This is a genomic window from Actinoplanes sp. NPDC051513, from assembly GCF_044454685.1.
Lineage (GTDB): Bacteria > Actinomycetota > Actinomycetes > Mycobacteriales > Micromonosporaceae > Actinoplanes.
Map to the genome: position 1 here is coordinate 72,811 of NZ_JBITDW010000026.1, position 17,136 is coordinate 89,946.

The 17,136-nt window shown below is 69.1% G+C and carries 11 protein-coding genes; 6 read left to right on the forward strand and 5 right to left on the reverse strand.

The genetic code is table 11. The features are described 5' to 3' along the window. Positions 1–261 precede the first annotated feature (261 nt). The gene (locus ACIA5D_RS43090; RefSeq protein WP_396036439.1) at positions 262–1,890 is read left to right on the forward strand and encodes a cellulase family glycosylhydrolase; all 1,629 of its coding nucleotides are present in this window, start codon (positions 262–264) and stop codon (positions 1,888–1,890) included. 238 nt (positions 1,891–2,128) lie between these two features. On the opposite strand, the gene ACIA5D_RS43095 is transcribed toward ACIA5D_RS43090, so the two are convergent. The 4 genes from ACIA5D_RS43095 to ACIA5D_RS43110 all read right to left on the reverse strand — a co-directional run bounded on the left by ACIA5D_RS43095 (position 2,129) and on the right by ACIA5D_RS43110 (position 7,960). Further along, positions 2,129–3,415 (reverse strand): DUF222 domain-containing protein, encoded by a 1,287-nt coding sequence (locus ACIA5D_RS43095; protein ID WP_396036440.1) that lies wholly within the window; start codon positions 3,413–3,415, stop codon positions 2,129–2,131. Between the two features lie 42 nt (positions 3,416–3,457). Next, positions 3,458–5,428, reverse strand: a complete 1,971-nt coding sequence (locus ACIA5D_RS43100; protein ID WP_396036441.1) for an ABC transporter permease subunit — start codon at positions 5,426–5,428, stop codon at positions 3,458–3,460. A gap of 26 nt (positions 5,429–5,454) precedes the next feature. Then, positions 5,455–6,885, reverse strand: a complete 1,431-nt coding sequence (locus ACIA5D_RS43105) for an extracellular solute-binding protein (protein ID WP_396036442.1) — start codon at positions 6,883–6,885, stop codon at positions 5,455–5,457. Between the two features lie 304 nt (positions 6,886–7,189). Then, positions 7,190–7,960: an IclR family transcriptional regulator gene (locus ACIA5D_RS43110; protein ID WP_396036443.1), complete on the reverse strand. Its 771-nt coding sequence runs from the start codon at positions 7,958–7,960 to the stop codon at positions 7,190–7,192. Positions 7,961–8,087: 127 nt separating this feature from the next. Between ACIA5D_RS43110 and ACIA5D_RS43115 the strand changes: the two genes are divergently transcribed. The 5 genes from ACIA5D_RS43115 to ACIA5D_RS43135 all read left to right on the forward strand — a co-directional run bounded on the left by ACIA5D_RS43115 (position 8,088) and on the right by ACIA5D_RS43135 (position 14,163). Next, the gene (locus tag ACIA5D_RS43115; protein WP_396036444.1) at positions 8,088–8,957 is read left to right on the forward strand and encodes a fumarylacetoacetate hydrolase family protein; all 870 of its coding nucleotides are present in this window, start codon (positions 8,088–8,090) and stop codon (positions 8,955–8,957) included. Further along, the gene (locus ACIA5D_RS43120; protein WP_396036445.1) at positions 8,954–10,324 is read left to right on the forward strand and encodes an aldehyde dehydrogenase family protein; all 1,371 of its coding nucleotides are present in this window, start codon (positions 8,954–8,956) and stop codon (positions 10,322–10,324) included. The genes ACIA5D_RS43115 and ACIA5D_RS43120 overlap by 4 nt, the downstream gene beginning before the upstream one ends. A gap of 412 nt (positions 10,325–10,736) precedes the next feature. Next, positions 10,737–11,750, forward strand: coding sequence for a glycoside hydrolase family 11 protein (locus tag ACIA5D_RS43125; RefSeq protein ID WP_396036446.1), 1,014 nt, complete (start codon positions 10,737–10,739; stop codon positions 11,748–11,750). Between the two features lie 95 nt (positions 11,751–11,845). Next, positions 11,846–13,060 (forward strand): MFS transporter, encoded by a 1,215-nt coding sequence (locus tag ACIA5D_RS43130; RefSeq protein WP_396036447.1) that lies wholly within the window; start codon positions 11,846–11,848, stop codon positions 13,058–13,060. 14 nt (positions 13,061–13,074) lie between these two features. Beyond that, positions 13,075–14,163 (forward strand): FAD-dependent oxidoreductase, encoded by a 1,089-nt coding sequence (locus ACIA5D_RS43135; RefSeq protein WP_396036448.1) that lies wholly within the window; start codon positions 13,075–13,077, stop codon positions 14,161–14,163. Here ACIA5D_RS43135 and ACIA5D_RS43140 read toward each other — a convergent pair. Continuing rightward, a complete protein-coding gene (locus tag ACIA5D_RS43140) occupies positions 14,152–16,920 on the reverse strand; it encodes a LamG-like jellyroll fold domain-containing protein (RefSeq protein ID WP_396036449.1) in 2,769 nt (922 codons plus the stop codon). The two genes, ACIA5D_RS43135 and ACIA5D_RS43140, sit on opposite strands and share 12 nt — an antisense overlap. Positions 16,921–17,136 lie beyond the last annotated feature (216 nt).

The window sequence follows — 17,136 nt, forward strand, 5'->3', positions numbered from 1 at the left end:
TACCCCGACGACCCGCAGCTCGACGCGAACCGCTCTGCGAAGGTCGGCGTGGTGGCCGACGCTGTGGCCGGAGCTGAGATCGCCACGCTCACCGCCCTGCCCGAGGGCACGGTGAGATCCCGGATGCGCCAAGCTCTTGACCGGGTGGCCATCGAAGCGCTTCGATGGCGGTGGGAGCGCTCCCGTGGCGACATTCTTCGCCGGGCGCGGACCGGAGACACCGCCGGTTCCAGCGCTCGAGACCGTACGAGAGGAAGTTCTATGAGTTCGACAGTCAGGAGGGCCGGGCTCGCATTCCTTGCCGCCGCCCTGGCCTTCGCCGGAGCCGTGTACGGCGTGACGAGGCCGGCATCGGCCGACGTCGCGGCCCAGCTGACCGCTCCTCAGCTGGTGGCCGACATGGGCGCCGGCTGGAATCTGGGAAACCAGCTGGAGGCCAACGCCAACGGAATCCCCAGCGAAACGGCGTGGGGCAACCCGGTCATCACGCAGGCCCTCATCGACCGGGTGAAGGCATCGGGCTTCAAGACGATCCGGATTCCGGTCTCCTACCTGGGAAACATCGGGGCCGGCCCCAACTACACGGTCAACTCCGCCTGGCTGACCAGAATCGCCGAAGTCGTCAACTACGCCTACAACCAGGGCCTCTACGTCCTGATCAACATGCACGGCGACGGGTACAAATCCGTCACCGGCTCCTGGCTGATCTGCGATTCATCCGACCAGACGACGATCAAGGACAAGTACCAGAAGGTCTGGCAGCAGGTAGCGACGAAGTTCCAGAGCTACAACGAGCACCTGATCTTCGAATCCATGAACGAGGAGTTCGACGGGCAGTACGGCAATCCGACCTCGGCGTGCTATTCGAACATCAACGCCTACAACCAGATCTTCGTGGACACCGTACGGCGAACCGGCGGCACCAACGCTTCGCGGTGGCTCCTCGTGCCCGGCTGGAACACCAACATCGAGTACACCGCGGGCAACTACGGCTTCGTGCTGCCCACCGACCAGTATCGGTCCACCTCCATCCCCAGTGGCGAGCAGCGGATCATGATCTCCGTCCACTACTACGACCCGTGGGACTTCACGGGCCAGGAGGACGGCAACATCACGCAGTGGGGATCGGCCGCGACCAATCCGGCAAAGAAGTCGACCTGGGGACAGGAAGACTACATGGACACCATGCTGAAGAAGATGTACGACGCGTTCGTCGTACGCGGATATCCGGTGTTCGTCGGTGAGTACGGCGCTATCGACAAGACGTCCTTCGATTCCGCGAACAACACGTATCGGACGAACTTCGCGCGTGCCCTGGTGTCCACCGCCAAGAAGTACGGCGCCGCCACCGCCTACTGGGACAACGGCTACAACGGGCAGTACGGCTTCGGCCTGTTCAACCGCAGCTCCGCGACGGTGACCCAGCAGGGCATCATCAGCGCCATCATCACCGCCGCCGGCAGCAGCCAACCCACCACGCCGCCGACCACCGCACCCACCACGCCGCCGACCACGCCGCCCACCACCGCGCCGACCACGCCGCCGACCACCGCACCGACGACCAGCCCCGGCGGCACCGGCACCTGCCGGATCAGCAACGCGGTCAGCGCGTGGAACACCGGCCTGGTCAACAACATCACCATCACCAACACCGGCACGGCCGCCATCAACGGCTGGACCCTGACCTTCACCCTGGCCACCGGACAGGCGATCACCTCCGGCTGGAGCGCCACCTACTCCCCGGCCAGCGGCACGGTGACCGCGACCAACGCCAGCTACAACGGCGCTCTCGCGGCGGGAGGCTCGGCCACCATCGGATATCAGGCCAGCCACACCGGCAACGCCGCCGCTCCCACCGGCTTCAAGCTCAACGGCGCCACCTGCAACTGACCCACTTCGACGGGCCGGCGCCGTTCAGCGGCCCGGCCCGTCGCACGTTTCACCTGCCGAGCAGCGTTGACTGGCCCAGCGTTGACTGGCCCAGCGTTGACTGGCCCAGCGTTGACTGACTCAGCGCTGACTGGCCCAGCGCTGACTGGCCCAGCGCTGACTGGCCCAGCGCTGACTGGCCCAGCCTTGGTCGCCTAAGGGCGATGGGTGCTGGGTGCTGGGTGCTGGGTGTTGGGTGCTATTGGCGTGGGTGGTAGAGGTTGCGGCGGGGTCGCTGCAGAGGGTCGAGGGCGGATGGCGGGATGAAATCGGGATGCCGGTCGGCGCTGAGGCGGATCTGCCAGCCGGCACCGGGGTGGTGGATGAGGCGGTGGTGGTGGCGGCAGAGCAGGACGAGGTTGTCGAGGGTGGTCGTGCCGCCGGCGGTCCAGGGGGTGATGTGGTGGGCGTCGGTCCAGCGTGGTGGGCGGTCGCAGTCGGGGAAGGCGCAGCCGCGGTCGCGGATCTGCAGGGCACGGCGTAGCGGTCCGGTAGCGAGCCGGCGGGCACGGCCGGTGTCGAGGATCTGGCCGGCGCCGCCGAGCACGACCGGCAGGATCCGGGCGTCGCAGGCCAGTCGGCGCACGGTCGCGGCCGACAAGCGCTGGCCGGTGTCGGTAGCGGCCGTGCCCAGGGTGCGGGTGAGGGGCTGGAAGGCAACGGTGACCGCCAGCTGGGGTGGTTCACCACCGTCGTCGGGCAGCTGTTCGGTGCGCAGCGCCAGCCGGCACACCTCGACCAGCGCGTCGGCGCGGCGTTGCGCGGCTGACCGGTCATCACCGGCCAGAGGGCGGCACATCGGGTGCAGGGTGGCGTGCACGATGGCGGCGTCTTCGGCGCCGAGGACGCCGGAGAGCCGCACGAGACCGTCGACCGGCAACGACAGAGTCAGCCCGCGCTGCCGATGGGCGCGGGCTTCCTGCCGGGCCAGGGCGGCTTCGTCGGCCCGGTCGGCCAGGTGCGGGGCGACATGCGCGAGGATTCGCTCGCCGACCCGGCGCAGCTGGTAGGCGGGCATCCGGCCGGCCATCTCGATCATCGTGTGCTCGGCTCGGCTGACGGTCCGGGAGACCTCGTCGGCGGCGAGGCCGTCAGGACCGTCGAGGTCGGCGGGGATGGCGTCGACGGTCGCTGCGATCACTGCGGCTTGGCGCAGATCGGTGCGGCCGTCCAGTACCGCCTGCTCGATCACCGGCCGGCGCAGGGCCGTGGCGGCCGCGGCGAGTTCGCGCGCCGGCTGCGGATCCAGCATCAGCCGGGCGCGTAGCCACCGGGCCGCGGAACGGTGGCCCTGCGCTGCGGGCAAGCCGCGGGTGTCGGCCTGCCACACCAGCCGCGCTTGCAAGACCAGAGCGGTCTGTTCCAGTCGATGCGCCGCCCGGAGCAGGTTGGTGAGCTCGTCGTCGGAGAGCGGCCACACCGGGGCCGCGGCGAGCTTCGCCGCGTCCTCACCCACCTGCTCCAGCTCTGCCAACACAGGGGTCATTATCGAACACACGTACGACACTTTCGGTGCGCGATGATCCGGTCAGCCCTTCACCGCGCCTGCGGTGAGCCCCTCGGACAGGAAGCGTTGTCCGAAGGCGTACATGACCACCACGGGAATGCTGACGAGCAGCGACGCCGCGGCGAGCTGGCCCTGCGGCACGACGTCCCCGGCGATCATCGACTGCATCCCTACCGGGAGCGTCTTGTACTCGTCCTTCGTGATGAACACGAAGGCGAAGAGGAACTCGTTCCAGGCATTGGTCAGAGTGAACAGCGCGACCGCCAGCAGCCCCGGCTTGGCGAGGGGCAGCACCACCCGGCGGAACGCCTGGACGCGGGTGCAACCGTCGACCAGCGCGGCTTCCTCCAGCTCGGCGGGGATCGACGCGAAGTAACCCGCCAGCAGCCAGGTGGCGAACGGGAGAGTGAAGGTCGGGTACGTCAGCACCAGCGACCACATCGAGTCGGTGAGCCGCACCCCGATGAGCAGCTGGTACAGCGGGATGAACAGCAGCGCACCCGGCATCACGTAGGTGAGCAGCACCGTGACGGTGAAACCCTGCGCCCCGCGGAACCGCAGCCGGGCCAGCGCATAACCCCCCAGGACGGCACAGACCAGTGCCACCGCGGTGGACGCCGCCGAGACCAGCACGGTGTTGAGATACCAGCGCCCGAACGGCTGGTTGGTGAACAGGGCGCCGAACTGCTCCAAGGTCCACGGCGTCGGCCACAGGTCGTGTTCGCGCATGACGACCTGACCCTCGGACTTGAAGGCCGTGACGGCGATCCAGTACATCGGGCCCAGCACGAAGGCGAGCAACCCGGCCAGTGCGACACCGGACCCCAGGCCCGACACCAGCGACGACGTACGGCGACCTCCCCGGGCCTGCAGCCCCGAGACCACTCGGCCGACCGCCGCCGCGATCAGCAGGATCACCCCGAGGACCACCGCCGCCTTCCAGAAGATCTGTGGCGACGCCCAGGCCAGCAGACCGGTGGCCACCGCGGTGATCACCCATGGCAGCACCGTGCGCGACGGGCCGGTCCATCGGGGTGGCTTGTTTCCCGTGTCCGCGCGCAACGTGCGGACCAGGAAGAACACCAGCGCTGCGATGACCGGCAGCATGACGAGCGTGACCGCCGCTCCCGCGCCGTACTGCAACTGCAGGATGGCCTTCGAATAGGCGACCAGCACGTACGGTGCGGTCACGTTGCCCGGGCCACCCTGCGTCAGCAACCAGATGAGGTCGAAGTTGTTGAACGTCCAGATCGACGACAGGGTCACCGTCACGGTGATCACATGGCGCAGTCCGGGCAGCGTCACGTGGACGAACCGTCGCCACGCCGAGGCGCCGTCGATGGTCGCCGCCTCGTACTGGTCCGCCGGGATGGCCTTCAGCCCCGCGAGGAAACAGATGGTGAAGAACGGCACCCCCTTCCACACGTTGACGAGGATCACGGACGGCATGGCCAGCGACGCGTCGGACAGCCAACCTGCGGGCCAGCTGTCGACAAGATGCGCCGAAGCCAGCAGCGGCCCGATCCCCGACGCGGTCAGCAGGGTGTTGACGCTGCCGAAGATCGGGTCGAGCAGCGAGCGCCAGCTGAACGCCGTCACCACCGTCGGCACCACCCACGGCACCAGGAGAAGGCCGGTCAGCAGGGCCCGCCCACGCCGCAGGCGGTGCAGCAGCAGGGCCGCGGCCAACCCCAGAACGACCTTGAACACCTCGGCGTACGCGGTGAAGACGAACGAGTTCACCACACCCGTACGGAACTGGTCGTCGCCCGCGAGGGCGATGTAGTTGGCCAGGCCGACGAACACGTTGTCCTGCCCGTGCCGCTCCGTGGTGCTGGTGACGATCGACCTGGCGATCGGCACGAGCACGAGCGCACCGACCAGCACAGCCGTGGGCGCCAGAAACAGTGCCGCCAGCCGCCAGTCGCGACCCAGCCGCCGCTGGGTCGTCGTGAGGGAGCCGGGCCCCGGTGGCGGGGATGCCCGCGTCACCGGGGCCGGCGCTGGACGAACCGATCTCACTGCGGCAGCCCCTGCTGGGCGAAGATCTGCACCATCTTCGTGTGGGCCGCCGTCACGGCCTGTGCGGCCGCTGTTCCCTGAATGACACTCTGCATCATGTCGGTGAGGACGTAGGCCGCGACGACGGCCTGCTGGCCGGCGCTGGCCTTCTGGGGGAAGGCCAGGCCGTTCTTGGTGGACAGCGGCAGCGACTGCTGGGACATGGTGCGCACCATGGGAAAGGCCGGGTCACCGCTGGTGAAGAACGGGTCGGCGTCCCAGACCTTCTCCCAGGCGGGCATCACCAGGCCGGGCGCCTCCTTCGCCACCCCGACCAGCGCGGGCGCGCTGACCAGGTACTGCGCCAGGAGCTTGGCGAGCGCGGGGTTCTTGGCGCCCTTGAAGACGACGAAACCCTGGGACTGGCCGAGCAGCAGGGACTTGTCCGTCGCCGGCCCGATGCAGTCCGAGAAGACGTGCGTGTTGCCGTACACGGGATTCTTCTTGGTCTTGGAATCCGCATAGACGCTGAAGCTGTTGCGGGTGTAGCCGAGGACCCCGGCGAGCCAGTTCTCGTTGTTGCTGGTGTCGGTCCAGCTGGCCACACCCGGCGGCAGCATCGGCTTGTACTTGGGGTTGGTATAGATGTCGCCGAGGAAGGTCACCGCCTGCACCGTCTCGGGCGAGTCGAACGTGACCTTCTTGCCGTCGTTGGTGGCGATCGCCCCGCCGTACGAGTTGATCAGGGCCTCGATCATGCCGTTGCCGTCGCCGGAACGGTTCACCGTCATGCCCCAGCCGAACCGGCGCTTCTTCGGATCGGAGATCGTCAGGCACAGGTCCCGCAGCTCCTCCCAGGTGTAGACGTCCTTGGGAGTGATGCCCTTCTCCTGCATCCAGTCCTTGCGCAGGAACGACCCGATCCCGATGAAGTGGTACGGGATCGCGAACCACTTGCCGTCGAAGACGCAGAAGTTCTTGGCCTCCGCGCAGGGCTCGCCGTACTTGGCCGTCAGCGCCGTGACGACGTCCGTCACGTCCTCCAGATCGCCCAGCGCGTGGAACTGCGCGACGAACCGCGAGTCGGTCATGAACGCCAGGTCGCGCGCCACGCCGCCCTTGACCTCGGCGTCGATCTTGGCCACCACATCGCCGGCGTCGGCCTGGACCAGGCTGTTCTCGATCTTCGTCCCGGTGGCGTCGGCGAACTTCTTGATCGATCCGTCGAGCTGCTCATTGGCCGCTGTCGAGTACAGCTTCTGCGACAGCACCCCCATCGAGGAGCCCTTCACCGACGCCGCGGCATCGACCAGCTCCTTCGGTACCTCCGCCTGCGCCTTGGGGGCCGAGTCGGAAGTGCCCCCGCACGCGGCCAGACCGGCTGCGCCGAGCACCCCCACCCCCATCCCCAAGAAGTCGCGCCGGGACCACGACGGGCTTTCCTTCATCGCCGTTCGCCTCCTTCATCTCCCTCACCGGCGAGGCCCGGACGTCACCGCCTCGAACGCGGCCGGACCGCCGATCCGCTCGGTCAAATATTCGAAACGAGAGATTTCGCGTTGTTCCGCACGCTGGGCAGCGCCACGAGCGTGATGCGGTCGGCAACCGGGCCGGGGGAGCGGCGCTGACGTCGCCGTTCGAAATCTCGGACTGAGTTCGATATACCGTATGGTGTGTGGACGCGACGGTAGATGAACACCGTGAGAGGTGTCAATGTTTCGATGCGGTGTCCGGCCGCGAACGGCTGGCCGGCTATCGAGGCTGAGCCGAGTACCCCATGCGGGCCGACAGCGTGGCCGCGCCCTCGCGAACCAGCTTTGCCCACTCCACCTGCGCCTGCGAGGTCCAGCGAATGATCGGCGCGGAGACGCTCATGGCGGCGATGGTGGCGCCGGAATGGTCGCGGATCGCCGCGGCGACGCAGCGCATGGCGCTGTCGGACTCGCCGATGTCGACCGCGACGCCCTCGGCCCGGACGCGTTCGAGATGTGCCCGCAAGGCGTCCGGGTCGGTAACGCTGTCCGGCGTCATGCCCGGCAGGGCGCCCTTCGTCAGGACGGCGTCCAGGCTCGGCTGATCGAGGCTCGACAGCAGTATCTTGCCGACCGCTGTGCAGTGGGCCGGGAGCCGCAGCCCGACCCCGGAGACCATCCGTACGGGGTGCGTGCTGTCGACCTTGACGAGGTAGACGACGTCGGCGCCGTCGAGCACGGCCACGTGGACCGCCTCGTCGCACGCGGCGGCCACGTCCCGCGCGACGCTCTGTCCCTCGCGGACCAGGTCGAGCCGGCCGGCGAACGCCGCGCCGAGCTGGAACACGGGCATACCGAGCCGGTACTGCACCGGCTGCCCCGGGACGGAGATCAGGTACGAGCGAGCCACGAGCGTGACCAGCAGCTCATGGACGGTGGTGCGGGGTAGGTCCAGCCGCTCGGCCACCTCGCGGGCCGACAGTTGGGGGCGTTCCAGAAACAGCTCGAGGATGTCGAGCGCGCGGATGACCGCCGGTACCACACGGGGCATGTCGATAGGTCCCTTCGAAATGCCGGGCCCGTGTCAGCGATCTTCACACGGAACAGCACCTGAACAGGGTAGCGGCGGTCTCGACACATCAGAAACAGCCACAGTTCCACAGACTTAGGATGGTCAAATGCCGATCTCCCTTCACCACCTGCGGGCCGGCAACGCGTCGCGCTGGGCGGTGTGCCAGGACGGCGAATGGGGCGAGCTCGACAGTACCCTCGCCGACCTGCTCGCCTTGCCGCTCGACCAGGCCCGGGCTGTGGTCGAGGCCGCTGCCCGCGAAGCCCGCGGCGGCATGCCCGGCGAGGAGGCGCTTCCACCAGTCGACCTGCAGGAGGTGTGGGCGGCCGGGGTGACGTACCTGCGCAGCCGCGACGGAAGAAAAGAGGAGTCCGGGCACGGTTCCCTCTACGACGATGTCTACGACAGCGACCGCCCCGAAATCTTCTTCAAGTCCAGCCCGTGGCGGGTAGTTGGCGACCGCGACGCCGTCGGGATCCGCGCCGACTCCGGCTGGGATGTACCCGAGGCCGAGGTCGGCCTGGTGCTCAACGCGGCCCGGGACGTGTTCGGCTACACACTGGCCAACGACATGAGCAGCCGATCGATCGAGGGCGAGAACCCGCTCTACCTGCCGCAGGCGAAAATCTACGACCGCTCCTGTGCGGTGGGGCCGGCGATCGTGCCGAGCTGGGCCGTCGACCCGGGTCCGTTCCCGATCGGGTTGCGGGTGCTGCGTGACGGCCGCGAGGCGTACGCCGGAACGACCTCGACGTCGGCGATGGCCCGCAGCTTCGAGGACCTGGCCGGCTGGTTGTTCCGGGCGCTGAGCTTTCCAGCCGGTGTGGTGCTGCTGACCGGCACCGGCGTCGTACCGGACGCCGATTTCACCGCGCGACCCGGTGACACGATCGAGATATCGTCCCCGGCACTCGGGACGCTGACCAACCCCGTCGTCGCGATCGGCGATGCCACCGGTGGGAAGGAACAACCATGACAACGATCGAGAGCCGCTCCCCGCAAGCGCCGTCGGACTTGGTCGTACGCGTTCCCGACACTTCGCCGGAGAAGGTGGCGGCGGCGGCAGGCGTCGCCCGGGGCGCGGCCGCCGGTTGGGCCCGGGGGCCGGTGCACGCGCGGGCGGCCGCTCTGCATGCCTGCGCCGAGGCTGTTGCAGCTGCCGCCGATGAGCTGACCGAACTGGTGGTCCGCGAGGTCGGCAAGCCGGTCAGCGAGGCGGGAGCCGAGATCGGCCGCGGCGTGGCGATCCTGCGCTACTTCGCGCAGCAGGCCCTGCATCCCGAGGGCGAGGTGTACCCGCCGGCCGACGGTGTGTCGCTGTTGCACACCCGGCGTCGTCCGCATGGCGTCGTCGGGCTGATCACTCCGTGGAACTTCCCGGTGGCGATACCGCTCTGGAAGGCTGCGCCGGCCCTCGCTTTCGGAAACGCCGTCCTCCTCAAGCCCGCGCCACAGTCTTCCGCGGTGGCGCTGCGGCTGGCCGAACTGTTCGCCGGAGCGCTCCCGGACGGCGTGCTGACGGTGCTGACCGGCCTCGCCGGAACCGGCGAGGCGATCGTCGATGCGACCGATGCCGTCTCGTTCACCGGCTCGGTGGCCGCGGGGCAGGCGGTTGCTCGACGGGCAGTTGAGCGTGGCATCCCGGTGCAATGCGAGATGGGCGGCCAGAACGCCGCCATCGTGCTACCCGATGCCGACCAGGACGCGGCCGCGACGGCGATCGCCGCGGCGGCGATGGGCTATGCCGGACAGAAGTGCACCGCCACCAGCCGGGTGATCGTGGTCGGCGATCCCGCGCCGTTCGCCGAGCGGCTGGCCGCGGCCGTCGAGGCGCTGCCGGTGGGTGATCCGGCGGATCCGGCGACGGTGGTCGGTCCGCTGATCGAGTCGCGGCCGCGCGAGGCGATCCGGGCGGCGGTGCGGCGCGCCAGTGCGGACGGTGCCCGGGTGCTGACCGGCGCTCGGCCGCTCGACGGCGATGGGTGGTTCCAGCCCCCGACGTTGCTGACGAACGTGCCGGCCGGTGACGACCTGCGGAATGAGGAGTACTTCGGGCCGGTGTGCGTCGTACTGCCCGCGGAGTCCGCCGACGCCGCGGTGCGGGTGGCCAACGAGGTGCGGCACGGTCTGGTCGCGGGCGTCTACACCCAGAATCTCGGAGCGGCGCTGACCCTGGCGAACCAGTTGGACGTGGGCATGGTGAAGGTCAACGCCCCGACCACCGGCGTGGACTTCCACGCCCCGTTCGGCGGTCAGAAGGGGTCGAGCTACGGCCCGCGCGAGCAGGGCACCGCGGCCCGCGACTTCTACACGCGGACCGTCACAGTGACGCTCACGCCGTAGCCGCGACGCCAGCACGGCCTCCGGAAGTTTCGGAAACTGGAGATTTCGACACGGGGCATCAGGCACAGAGGGCGGCTTGATCGGCGCCCGGCCGACCCTTTCTTATCTGGTTACCACGAGGACATTGGTCGAGCCGGTCACCTGCAACGTCAACGGAAGAAACTTCCGCGAGCTTCCGGTAATTGTTGACATGCTCACAATCTCCGGACCATGATGTCGTCACGGATGGTTCGACCGTCATCGATGAGGTCCGCCGCGACCCGGCTCTCCCCGGCCGGTCGACCGACGCCCCAGCGAATCCCTATCTGCGGGTGCGACGCCGATGTGCCTTGCCGTCGCTCAGGTCTTCGGCTCTCGCAGGCAGTGTCGTGCTGTCCGCATGTCCCCCGAGTCCTCCGGAAAGGACGTACCGATGAACCGCACAGCAGCTCAACCGAGCCGCCGTGGGCGCCGCCGCACGCGGCTGTTCCTCGGCCTGGCCAGCACCGTGGCCATGGCCGTGGCCTCGGTGGCCGTCGCCGGCGTCGCCCATGCCGAGGCCGACCGCACGATCACTTCCAACTCGACCGGCACCCACAACGGCTACTTCTACTCGTACTGGAAAGACAACGGCAACGTCACCATGAACCTGGGCGCCGGCGGCAACTACAGCGTCCAGATGAGCAGCATCAACAACTCCGTCGTCGGCAAGGGCTGGAACCCGGGCTCCACCAGCCACACGGTCAACTACTCCGGCTCCTTCAACTGCGGCGGCAACTGCTACCTGGCCCTGTACGGCTGGATGACCAACCCGCTCGTCGAGTACTACATCGTCGACAACTTCGGCTCCTACAACCCGAGCTCGGGAGCCACCCGACTGGGCTCGGTCACGAGTGATGGCAGCACCTACGATCTCTACCGCACCCAGCGGGTCAACCAGCCCTCCATCCAGGGCACCGCGACGTTCTACCAGTACTGGAGCGTCCGCCAGCAGCACCGCACCGGCGGCACCATCACGGTTGCGAACCACTTCAACGCCTGGCGGCAGGCCGGCCTGCAGATGGGCACCTCGAACTACCAGATCCTCGCCACCGAGGGCTACCAGAGCAACGTCAGCTCCAACATCACGGTCAGCGAAGGCGCTGGCGGCGGTGGTGGTGGCGGTGGTGGTGGCGGTGGCGGTGGCTGCACGGCCACCCTTTCCGCCGGACAGAAGTGGAGCGACCGGTACAACCTCAACGTCGCGGTGTCCGGTTCCAGCAACTGGACCGTGACGATGAACCTCCCGGCGCCGGAGACGGTCAGCTCCACCTGGAACGTCAGCGCCAGCTGGCCAAGCCAGTACGTGATGGTCGGCAAGCCGAACGGCAGCGGCAACAACTTCGGCGTCACGATCGCGGCAAACGGCACATGGACCTGGCCAACTGTCTCCTGCAGCGCCGGCTGACGCCGCAGACCTGACAAACCTCGCGCGCGGCGCGGCGGCCCCGGCTGCCGCGCCGCAACCCCCTTCGGCGGCGGTGTGAGTGTTGGGGAGCCGTGATGCGACAACCATGGAGGGCGCCGGTCGTCCTGGCATATGCCGCCTTCGTGCTCGTCGGCGTGAACGCCGGCGTCAACGGGGTGTTGCTGGCCGCGCAGATGGACGACTATGCCGTCTCCCGGGCAACGCTCGGCCTGACCTTCTTTGCCAGTGCGGCCGGGTTTGTTCTGGCCGGGGTCACCGCCGGCGGGCTGATCCACCGATTCGGCACCCGGATCGCGGTGGCGACAGGCGGCGGCGTGTACGTGCTTGCCGCCCTGTACGCGGCCACTCGCCCGGCGTTCGCGGCGTTCGTCGTGCTCCAGATCGCCTCCGGCTACGCGGTCGGGGTCCTGGAGTCCGTGCTCAACGCGTACCTGTCCGCCTTGCCCAACGCGACCACGCTGCTCAACCGGCTGCACGGGTTCTTCGGTGTCGGGGCGCTGCTCGGTCCTCCCCTGGCCGCCTGGATCGTCGCCGGCGCTTCCTGGCCTACGGTCATGTTGCTGCTCGCGGCGGTGGCCATCCCGCTCACGGCCGGCTTCCTGATCGTCTATCCGCGTGCCGGGTCGGAGCCGGCCACCGCGAAGCCGGAGTCACCGCCGCCGGGCGGCCTGGCCCGCCTCGCGCTGCGGCAGCCGGGCGTACTGCTCGGCGCCGCGCTGCTCGCCGTCTACGTGGGGCTCGAGCTGGGCGTGGGGAACTGGGCGTTCGGCTACCTCGTCGAGGCGCGGGGGCAGACCGACGTGCTCGCCGGGTACGCGGTCAGCGGTTACTGGTTCGGGCTCACCGCGGGCCGGTTCCTGCTCAGCCCGATCGTCACCCGGCTCGGCCTCACCGCCGCCGGACTGATGAACATCTGCCTCGCCGGCGTCACCCTCGTCACCGCGCTGACCTGGCTCCTGCCGGGCAAGGCTGCCGCCACGGCGGGTCTGGTCCTGCTCGGCTTCTTCCTCGGGCCGATCTTCCCCACCGCGATGGCCCTGGCGCCGCGGCTCACCACCGCGCGTCTGGTCGCCACCTCGATCGGCATCATGAATGCGGGATCGGTCGTCGGCGGCTCGTCGTTCCCCTGGCTCGCCGGCGCGATCGCGCAGGGCGCGGGGGTCTGGACTCTGCTTCCCTTCACGCTGGCCCTGTCCCTGCTCCAGCACGTGATCTGGTGGCCGATGGCCCGGCGGGTCGGCGCCCACCACGAATGCAGTTGGCTGGCTCCTGCCGCTGACCGGCGCTGATAGCGTCGGCCGCTATGAAGGTGGCAGTGATCGGTGGAGGGGTCGTCGGCCTGTCGGCGACCGTCGCGTTGCTTCGGCAAGGAGTTGACGTCCGGTGTTACGAAGCCGGCGAACCGATGGGTGAGCGTTCAGCCGGTGATACCCGGATTTTTCGTCTGGCGCATGCCTACCCCGACATGGTGGTGCTGGCTGGGCAGTCTCGGGCGTTGTTCGCCGGGTGGAGCGAGCGGGCCGGCGCCGCTCTCGTCGACGAGGTCGGCACTGTGGTCAGTGGCGCTGAGGTCGGGAGGTGGGCGGACGCGATGGCCGCGGCCGGCGCGGCCCACGAGATGGTGGAGGCGGGATCCCCGTTGCTGCGTCTGCCGGCTCGTGCCTTTGCCGGTCCGGCATTGATCGACCCGTCCGGCGGTGTCATCCGGGTGGACCGGATCCGCGCGTTCCTGGTCGACGCGGTCGGTGACCGTCTTCGACAGGTTCACGTCGATGCCGTCGAAGAGACCGGGCCGGGTGTACGGGTCAGGTCCGGCACCGATTCGGACACTTTCGACGCCGTCGTGATCTGCGCGGGCGCCGGCACTTCCGCGCTGGCCGCCGGCGTCGGCATCGACACTCCGTCGGCGCTGGAACACCATCTGCGGTTCAGCTTCCCGATTCGCCCGGAGGCGCCGGCGCCGCTCCAGTGCTGGATCACCGAGCCGGCGCCCGGGTTGCTGGGGACATACCAGCATGTGGCCGGGCCGGGCCGCTGGGCGGTCGGCGGTGACATCGATGCGGTGCTGGTGACGTGGGGGAGTGGGCGGCAGGCCGCGGAACAGGCGTCGCTGGCGGCGGTGACCGGCTATGTCGCCGAGCACCTGCCGTTCGTCGAGCCACGTCCGATCGGCCAGGTGTACTGCACGCACAACCCGGATCTCGGCGACGGCCTGCAGTTCGTACGTCGTGGCCGGGTGCTCGCTACGTACGGGGAGAATCTGATGAAGTTCGCCCCGCTGCTGGGCGAGATGTTGGCCCGGGCCTGCGTCGACGGTTCCACACCCGCCAACGCCGGTCCCGGCGCCGAACGAACCAGTCAGAACACCGCGGGCAACGGCTCAGTCGAGTAGGACGTCCACGTAGTCCAGATCGACCGTGCCGGGCAGGTCCGCCTTGGTGAAGGTGAGTGTGGACGTCCCGGCCGGCAGGTTCACGGTGAGGGTGGTCTGGCGGATGAGTTCGCGGAACTGGGTCGGGTCGAAGGAGACCGGCTGCCACGGGCCGTCGCCTACCCGTACCAGTTGGCCGGCCTTGGTCTGCGCCCGCCGTTCCTCCTCGGTCCCGGCGGTCGAGTAGCCGATCTTCAGCCGGTATCGGCCGGCGGCCGGCACGGTGATCGGCAGGTGCAGCGTGCTGGTGGGTTTCGTGAAGTCCGCTACGTAGGCGTTGCCTGACACGTACGGGGCGAAGAAGTTGCTTTCGTCCATGTTGATCCGGACGAGGTTGGCATCCGTCCATTGGCCGCTCTCCGCCTGCACCCGTTCACGGAACGGTGTCGCTTCGAGGTAGTCGAGCCCGAACGTACCTCCATGGATCTTGATCTTGACGGTGTTGACGCCGCGCCGGAGCACCGCCGTGGTCCGCACGGTCGCGAAGCCGCCGGTCGAGGGGAAAGCGACTGCCTTGCCCGCCACAGTGCCCTGGACGCCGCCGCCGGTGTAGCGGACGGCTAGCTCGTAGGCGCCCGCCTTGGGCGCGCTGACGGTGAAGGTGAATTCGCCGCCGGCGCCGTACGCGTTCTCGGACGCGAGCGGGCTGGTGCGAGTCCGGCCACCGGCAGCCTCGTAGCGGGGGAAGGAGGGGGTGGAACCGGCCGCCGGCCGGATGACCGCGAGGTACGCGGCCGTCTCGTCCATGTCCTGCACCGGTACGGAGATGGCGCCGTCGTGCACGGGGTAGGTGCCGCCGAAGACCGGTACCGGGCCGGGAGAGACCCCGTCCGTGCCGGTCCACTCGGTGGCGTAGACCTGGACGCTCGCACGACCGCGGAAGCCGAGGCCGCCGACCTTCAACTGCAGGTCGCCCGAGCCGCCGCCGAAGACAACCCGGGCGGTCCGGGTGCGCCGGTCCACGCCGGCGAAGCCGTCCGGCGCGGGTAGTTGCTCGACGCCCGTGACACCAGTGGTGACCGTCCCGTCCCGGCTGTTGCCGGATGCGTCCGGCACAGCGATCCCGGGCGCCTCGTCGAAGTGGTACGACAACACGTTGCCGGCGCCCGGCGCGGTCATCAGCGCCTGCAGTTGCGTGCCCGAGAGCGCGTGGTCGTAGATGGTGAAGTCGTCGACGGTCGCGTCCAGCAGCGGGTCGGCGTACTGCGACTTGCCGATCCAATTGTTCGGGGTGTCGCCGCCGTTCAGGTCGGACGGGCCGAGCGTCATGCTCGCGTTGGCGCCGACCGGCTCGCCGTTCACGTAGAGCGTGCCGGTGGAGCCCGATTTGGTCACCGCGACGTGCGTCCAGCCGGTCGGCAGCGGCGCGGTCCCGTTGATCTGCTGCTCGACGCCGCCCGCGTTGATCGAGAAGCGCAGGCCGGCGCCGCCCGCCCGCGGGGTGAGGAACATGTTCACGGCGGTGCCGGTGCCGAAGTCGAAGATGCGGGCCCAGTCCGAGACGGACTGCAGATCGACCCAGGCGGCGATGGTGAAGTCACTGACGCCCTTCAGGACGCCGGCCGGCATCGAGACGTACCGGTTGGGCGCGTCACCGTTGAGTGGGATGGCGGTGCCCTCGCGGCCCGCGATGCGGGTCGACTCGGCCGGGACCGGCGTGCCCACCTCGATGTAGCGCGCGGTCGGCGCCGGTGGGGTGACGGTGACCATGTCGCCGGTCATGTCGCCGTACCACTTGTAGAGCCAGTAGTTGCCGGTCGGATCGGCCTGGTACGCCGGGCCGGAGCCGCCGCCCTTCGGCACCAGCAGGTCGGCGAGGCGGCCCGGTTTGTGCCAGAACGCGAGGTCGGCGGTGTCCACCTTGGCCCGCTCCAGCTTGGCGACGAAGCGGGTGAGCCAGCCGGGCACGCCGGCGTCGCGTGGTGAGCCGTACTCGTTGATGCTGATCGGCAGCGGACCCACGCCGAGCTCCTTCTCCAACGCCCGGTACTGCTGGACGTGGGTCTCCACCTGCATGCCGGTCATCGGGCCCAGCTCGTGCCAGGAGACGATGTCCGGCACGGTGCCGGAGGCGACCGCGGCGGTCAGGAACGGGCGCAGGCCGACCTCGTAGTCCCGGTCGTAGCTGGGGCCGATGATCGGCGTGCCGGGGTCGAGCGACCGGATCAACCGGTAGGTCCTCGCCCACATCTCGTTGAAGTCACCCCAGGCGGGGTTCCACGTCCACTGCGGCTCGTTCCAGATCTCGTACCCGTAGATGTTGTCCGCGCCGGAGGCGAGACGGGCCCGGACCATCCGCTCGACCTGGCTGTACCAGTAGTCGTCGCCCTGCCACACGTACGGGAAGCTGGGGAAGATGTCGGGCAGCCGGATGGTGACGGTGGCGCCGTTGCGCGCGGCGACCGGCCACACGTTCAGCGTGTCGCCGACCGGGGCGGGCTCTCCGTTGGGCCGGTGGGTGGCGCCCGGCGGCGGCTGGGTGAACATCTTCGGCTTGACCCCGGCGATCCAGTGGTCGGCGGGCCACCCTTCGTCGGCGATGCCGTAGAGGGACCCGGAGGCGGCGTGATCGACTGGCTTGATCGGTTTCGACAGGTCGACGGCGAGCACCATCGGTGGCCGTTCGTCCGGTGCCGGCCCGATGCGGGCCTGCGCGGTTCCCGTCGCCATGATCAGTAGCCCGACCACACTGGTGACCCGTCGGATGTCGCGTCGCATGCCCGTACCCCCGTCCGCAACCGCGCTAAGGAAAACGTTTTCCTAGCACGTTAGGACGCGTATTGAGCCATGTCAATCGCTGGAGCCCACGCGGATGGCGGCCCGATCAGCTTCGGCGGAGGGGTGACCTGGCGCCGACGGACCACCTGTGGCCGAAAGGATCCGTGAAGCTCGACATCGCCGGTCGGGGCGGAACGATCTCTCGGCACCTCGGTC

Bases quoted from the DNA above. Each gene is read 5' to 3' on its own strand.
- ACIA5D_RS43090 (WP_396036439.1), top strand. From the start codon at position 262: ATGAGTTCGACAGTCAGGAGGGCCGGGCTCGCATTCCTTGCCGCCGCC.
- ACIA5D_RS43120 (WP_396036445.1), top strand. From the start codon at position 8,954: ATGACAACGATCGAGAGCCGCTCCCCGCAAGCGCCGTCGGACTTGGTC.
- ACIA5D_RS43130 (WP_396036447.1), top strand. From the start codon at position 11,846: ATGCGACAACCATGGAGGGCGCCGGTCGTCCTGGCATATGCCGCCTTC.
- ACIA5D_RS43125 (WP_396036446.1), top strand. From the start codon at position 10,737: ATGAACCGCACAGCAGCTCAACCGAGCCGCCGTGGGCGCCGCCGCACG.
- ACIA5D_RS43135 (WP_396036448.1), top strand. From the start codon at position 13,075: ATGAAGGTGGCAGTGATCGGTGGAGGGGTCGTCGGCCTGTCGGCGACC.
- ACIA5D_RS43105 (WP_396036442.1), bottom strand. From the start codon at position 6,885: ATGAAGGAAAGCCCGTCGTGGTCCCGGCGCGACTTCTTGGGGATGGGG.
- ACIA5D_RS43115 (WP_396036444.1), top strand. From the start codon at position 8,088: ATGCCGATCTCCCTTCACCACCTGCGGGCCGGCAACGCGTCGCGCTGG.
- ACIA5D_RS43095 (WP_396036440.1), bottom strand. From the start codon at position 3,415: ATGACCCCTGTGTTGGCAGAGCTGGAGCAGGTGGGTGAGGACGCGGCG.
- ACIA5D_RS43140 (WP_396036449.1), bottom strand. From the start codon at position 16,920: ATGCGACGCGACATCCGACGGGTCACCAGTGTGGTCGGGCTACTGATC.
- ACIA5D_RS43110 (WP_396036443.1), bottom strand. From the start codon at position 7,960: ATGCCCCGTGTGGTACCGGCGGTCATCCGCGCGCTCGACATCCTCGAG.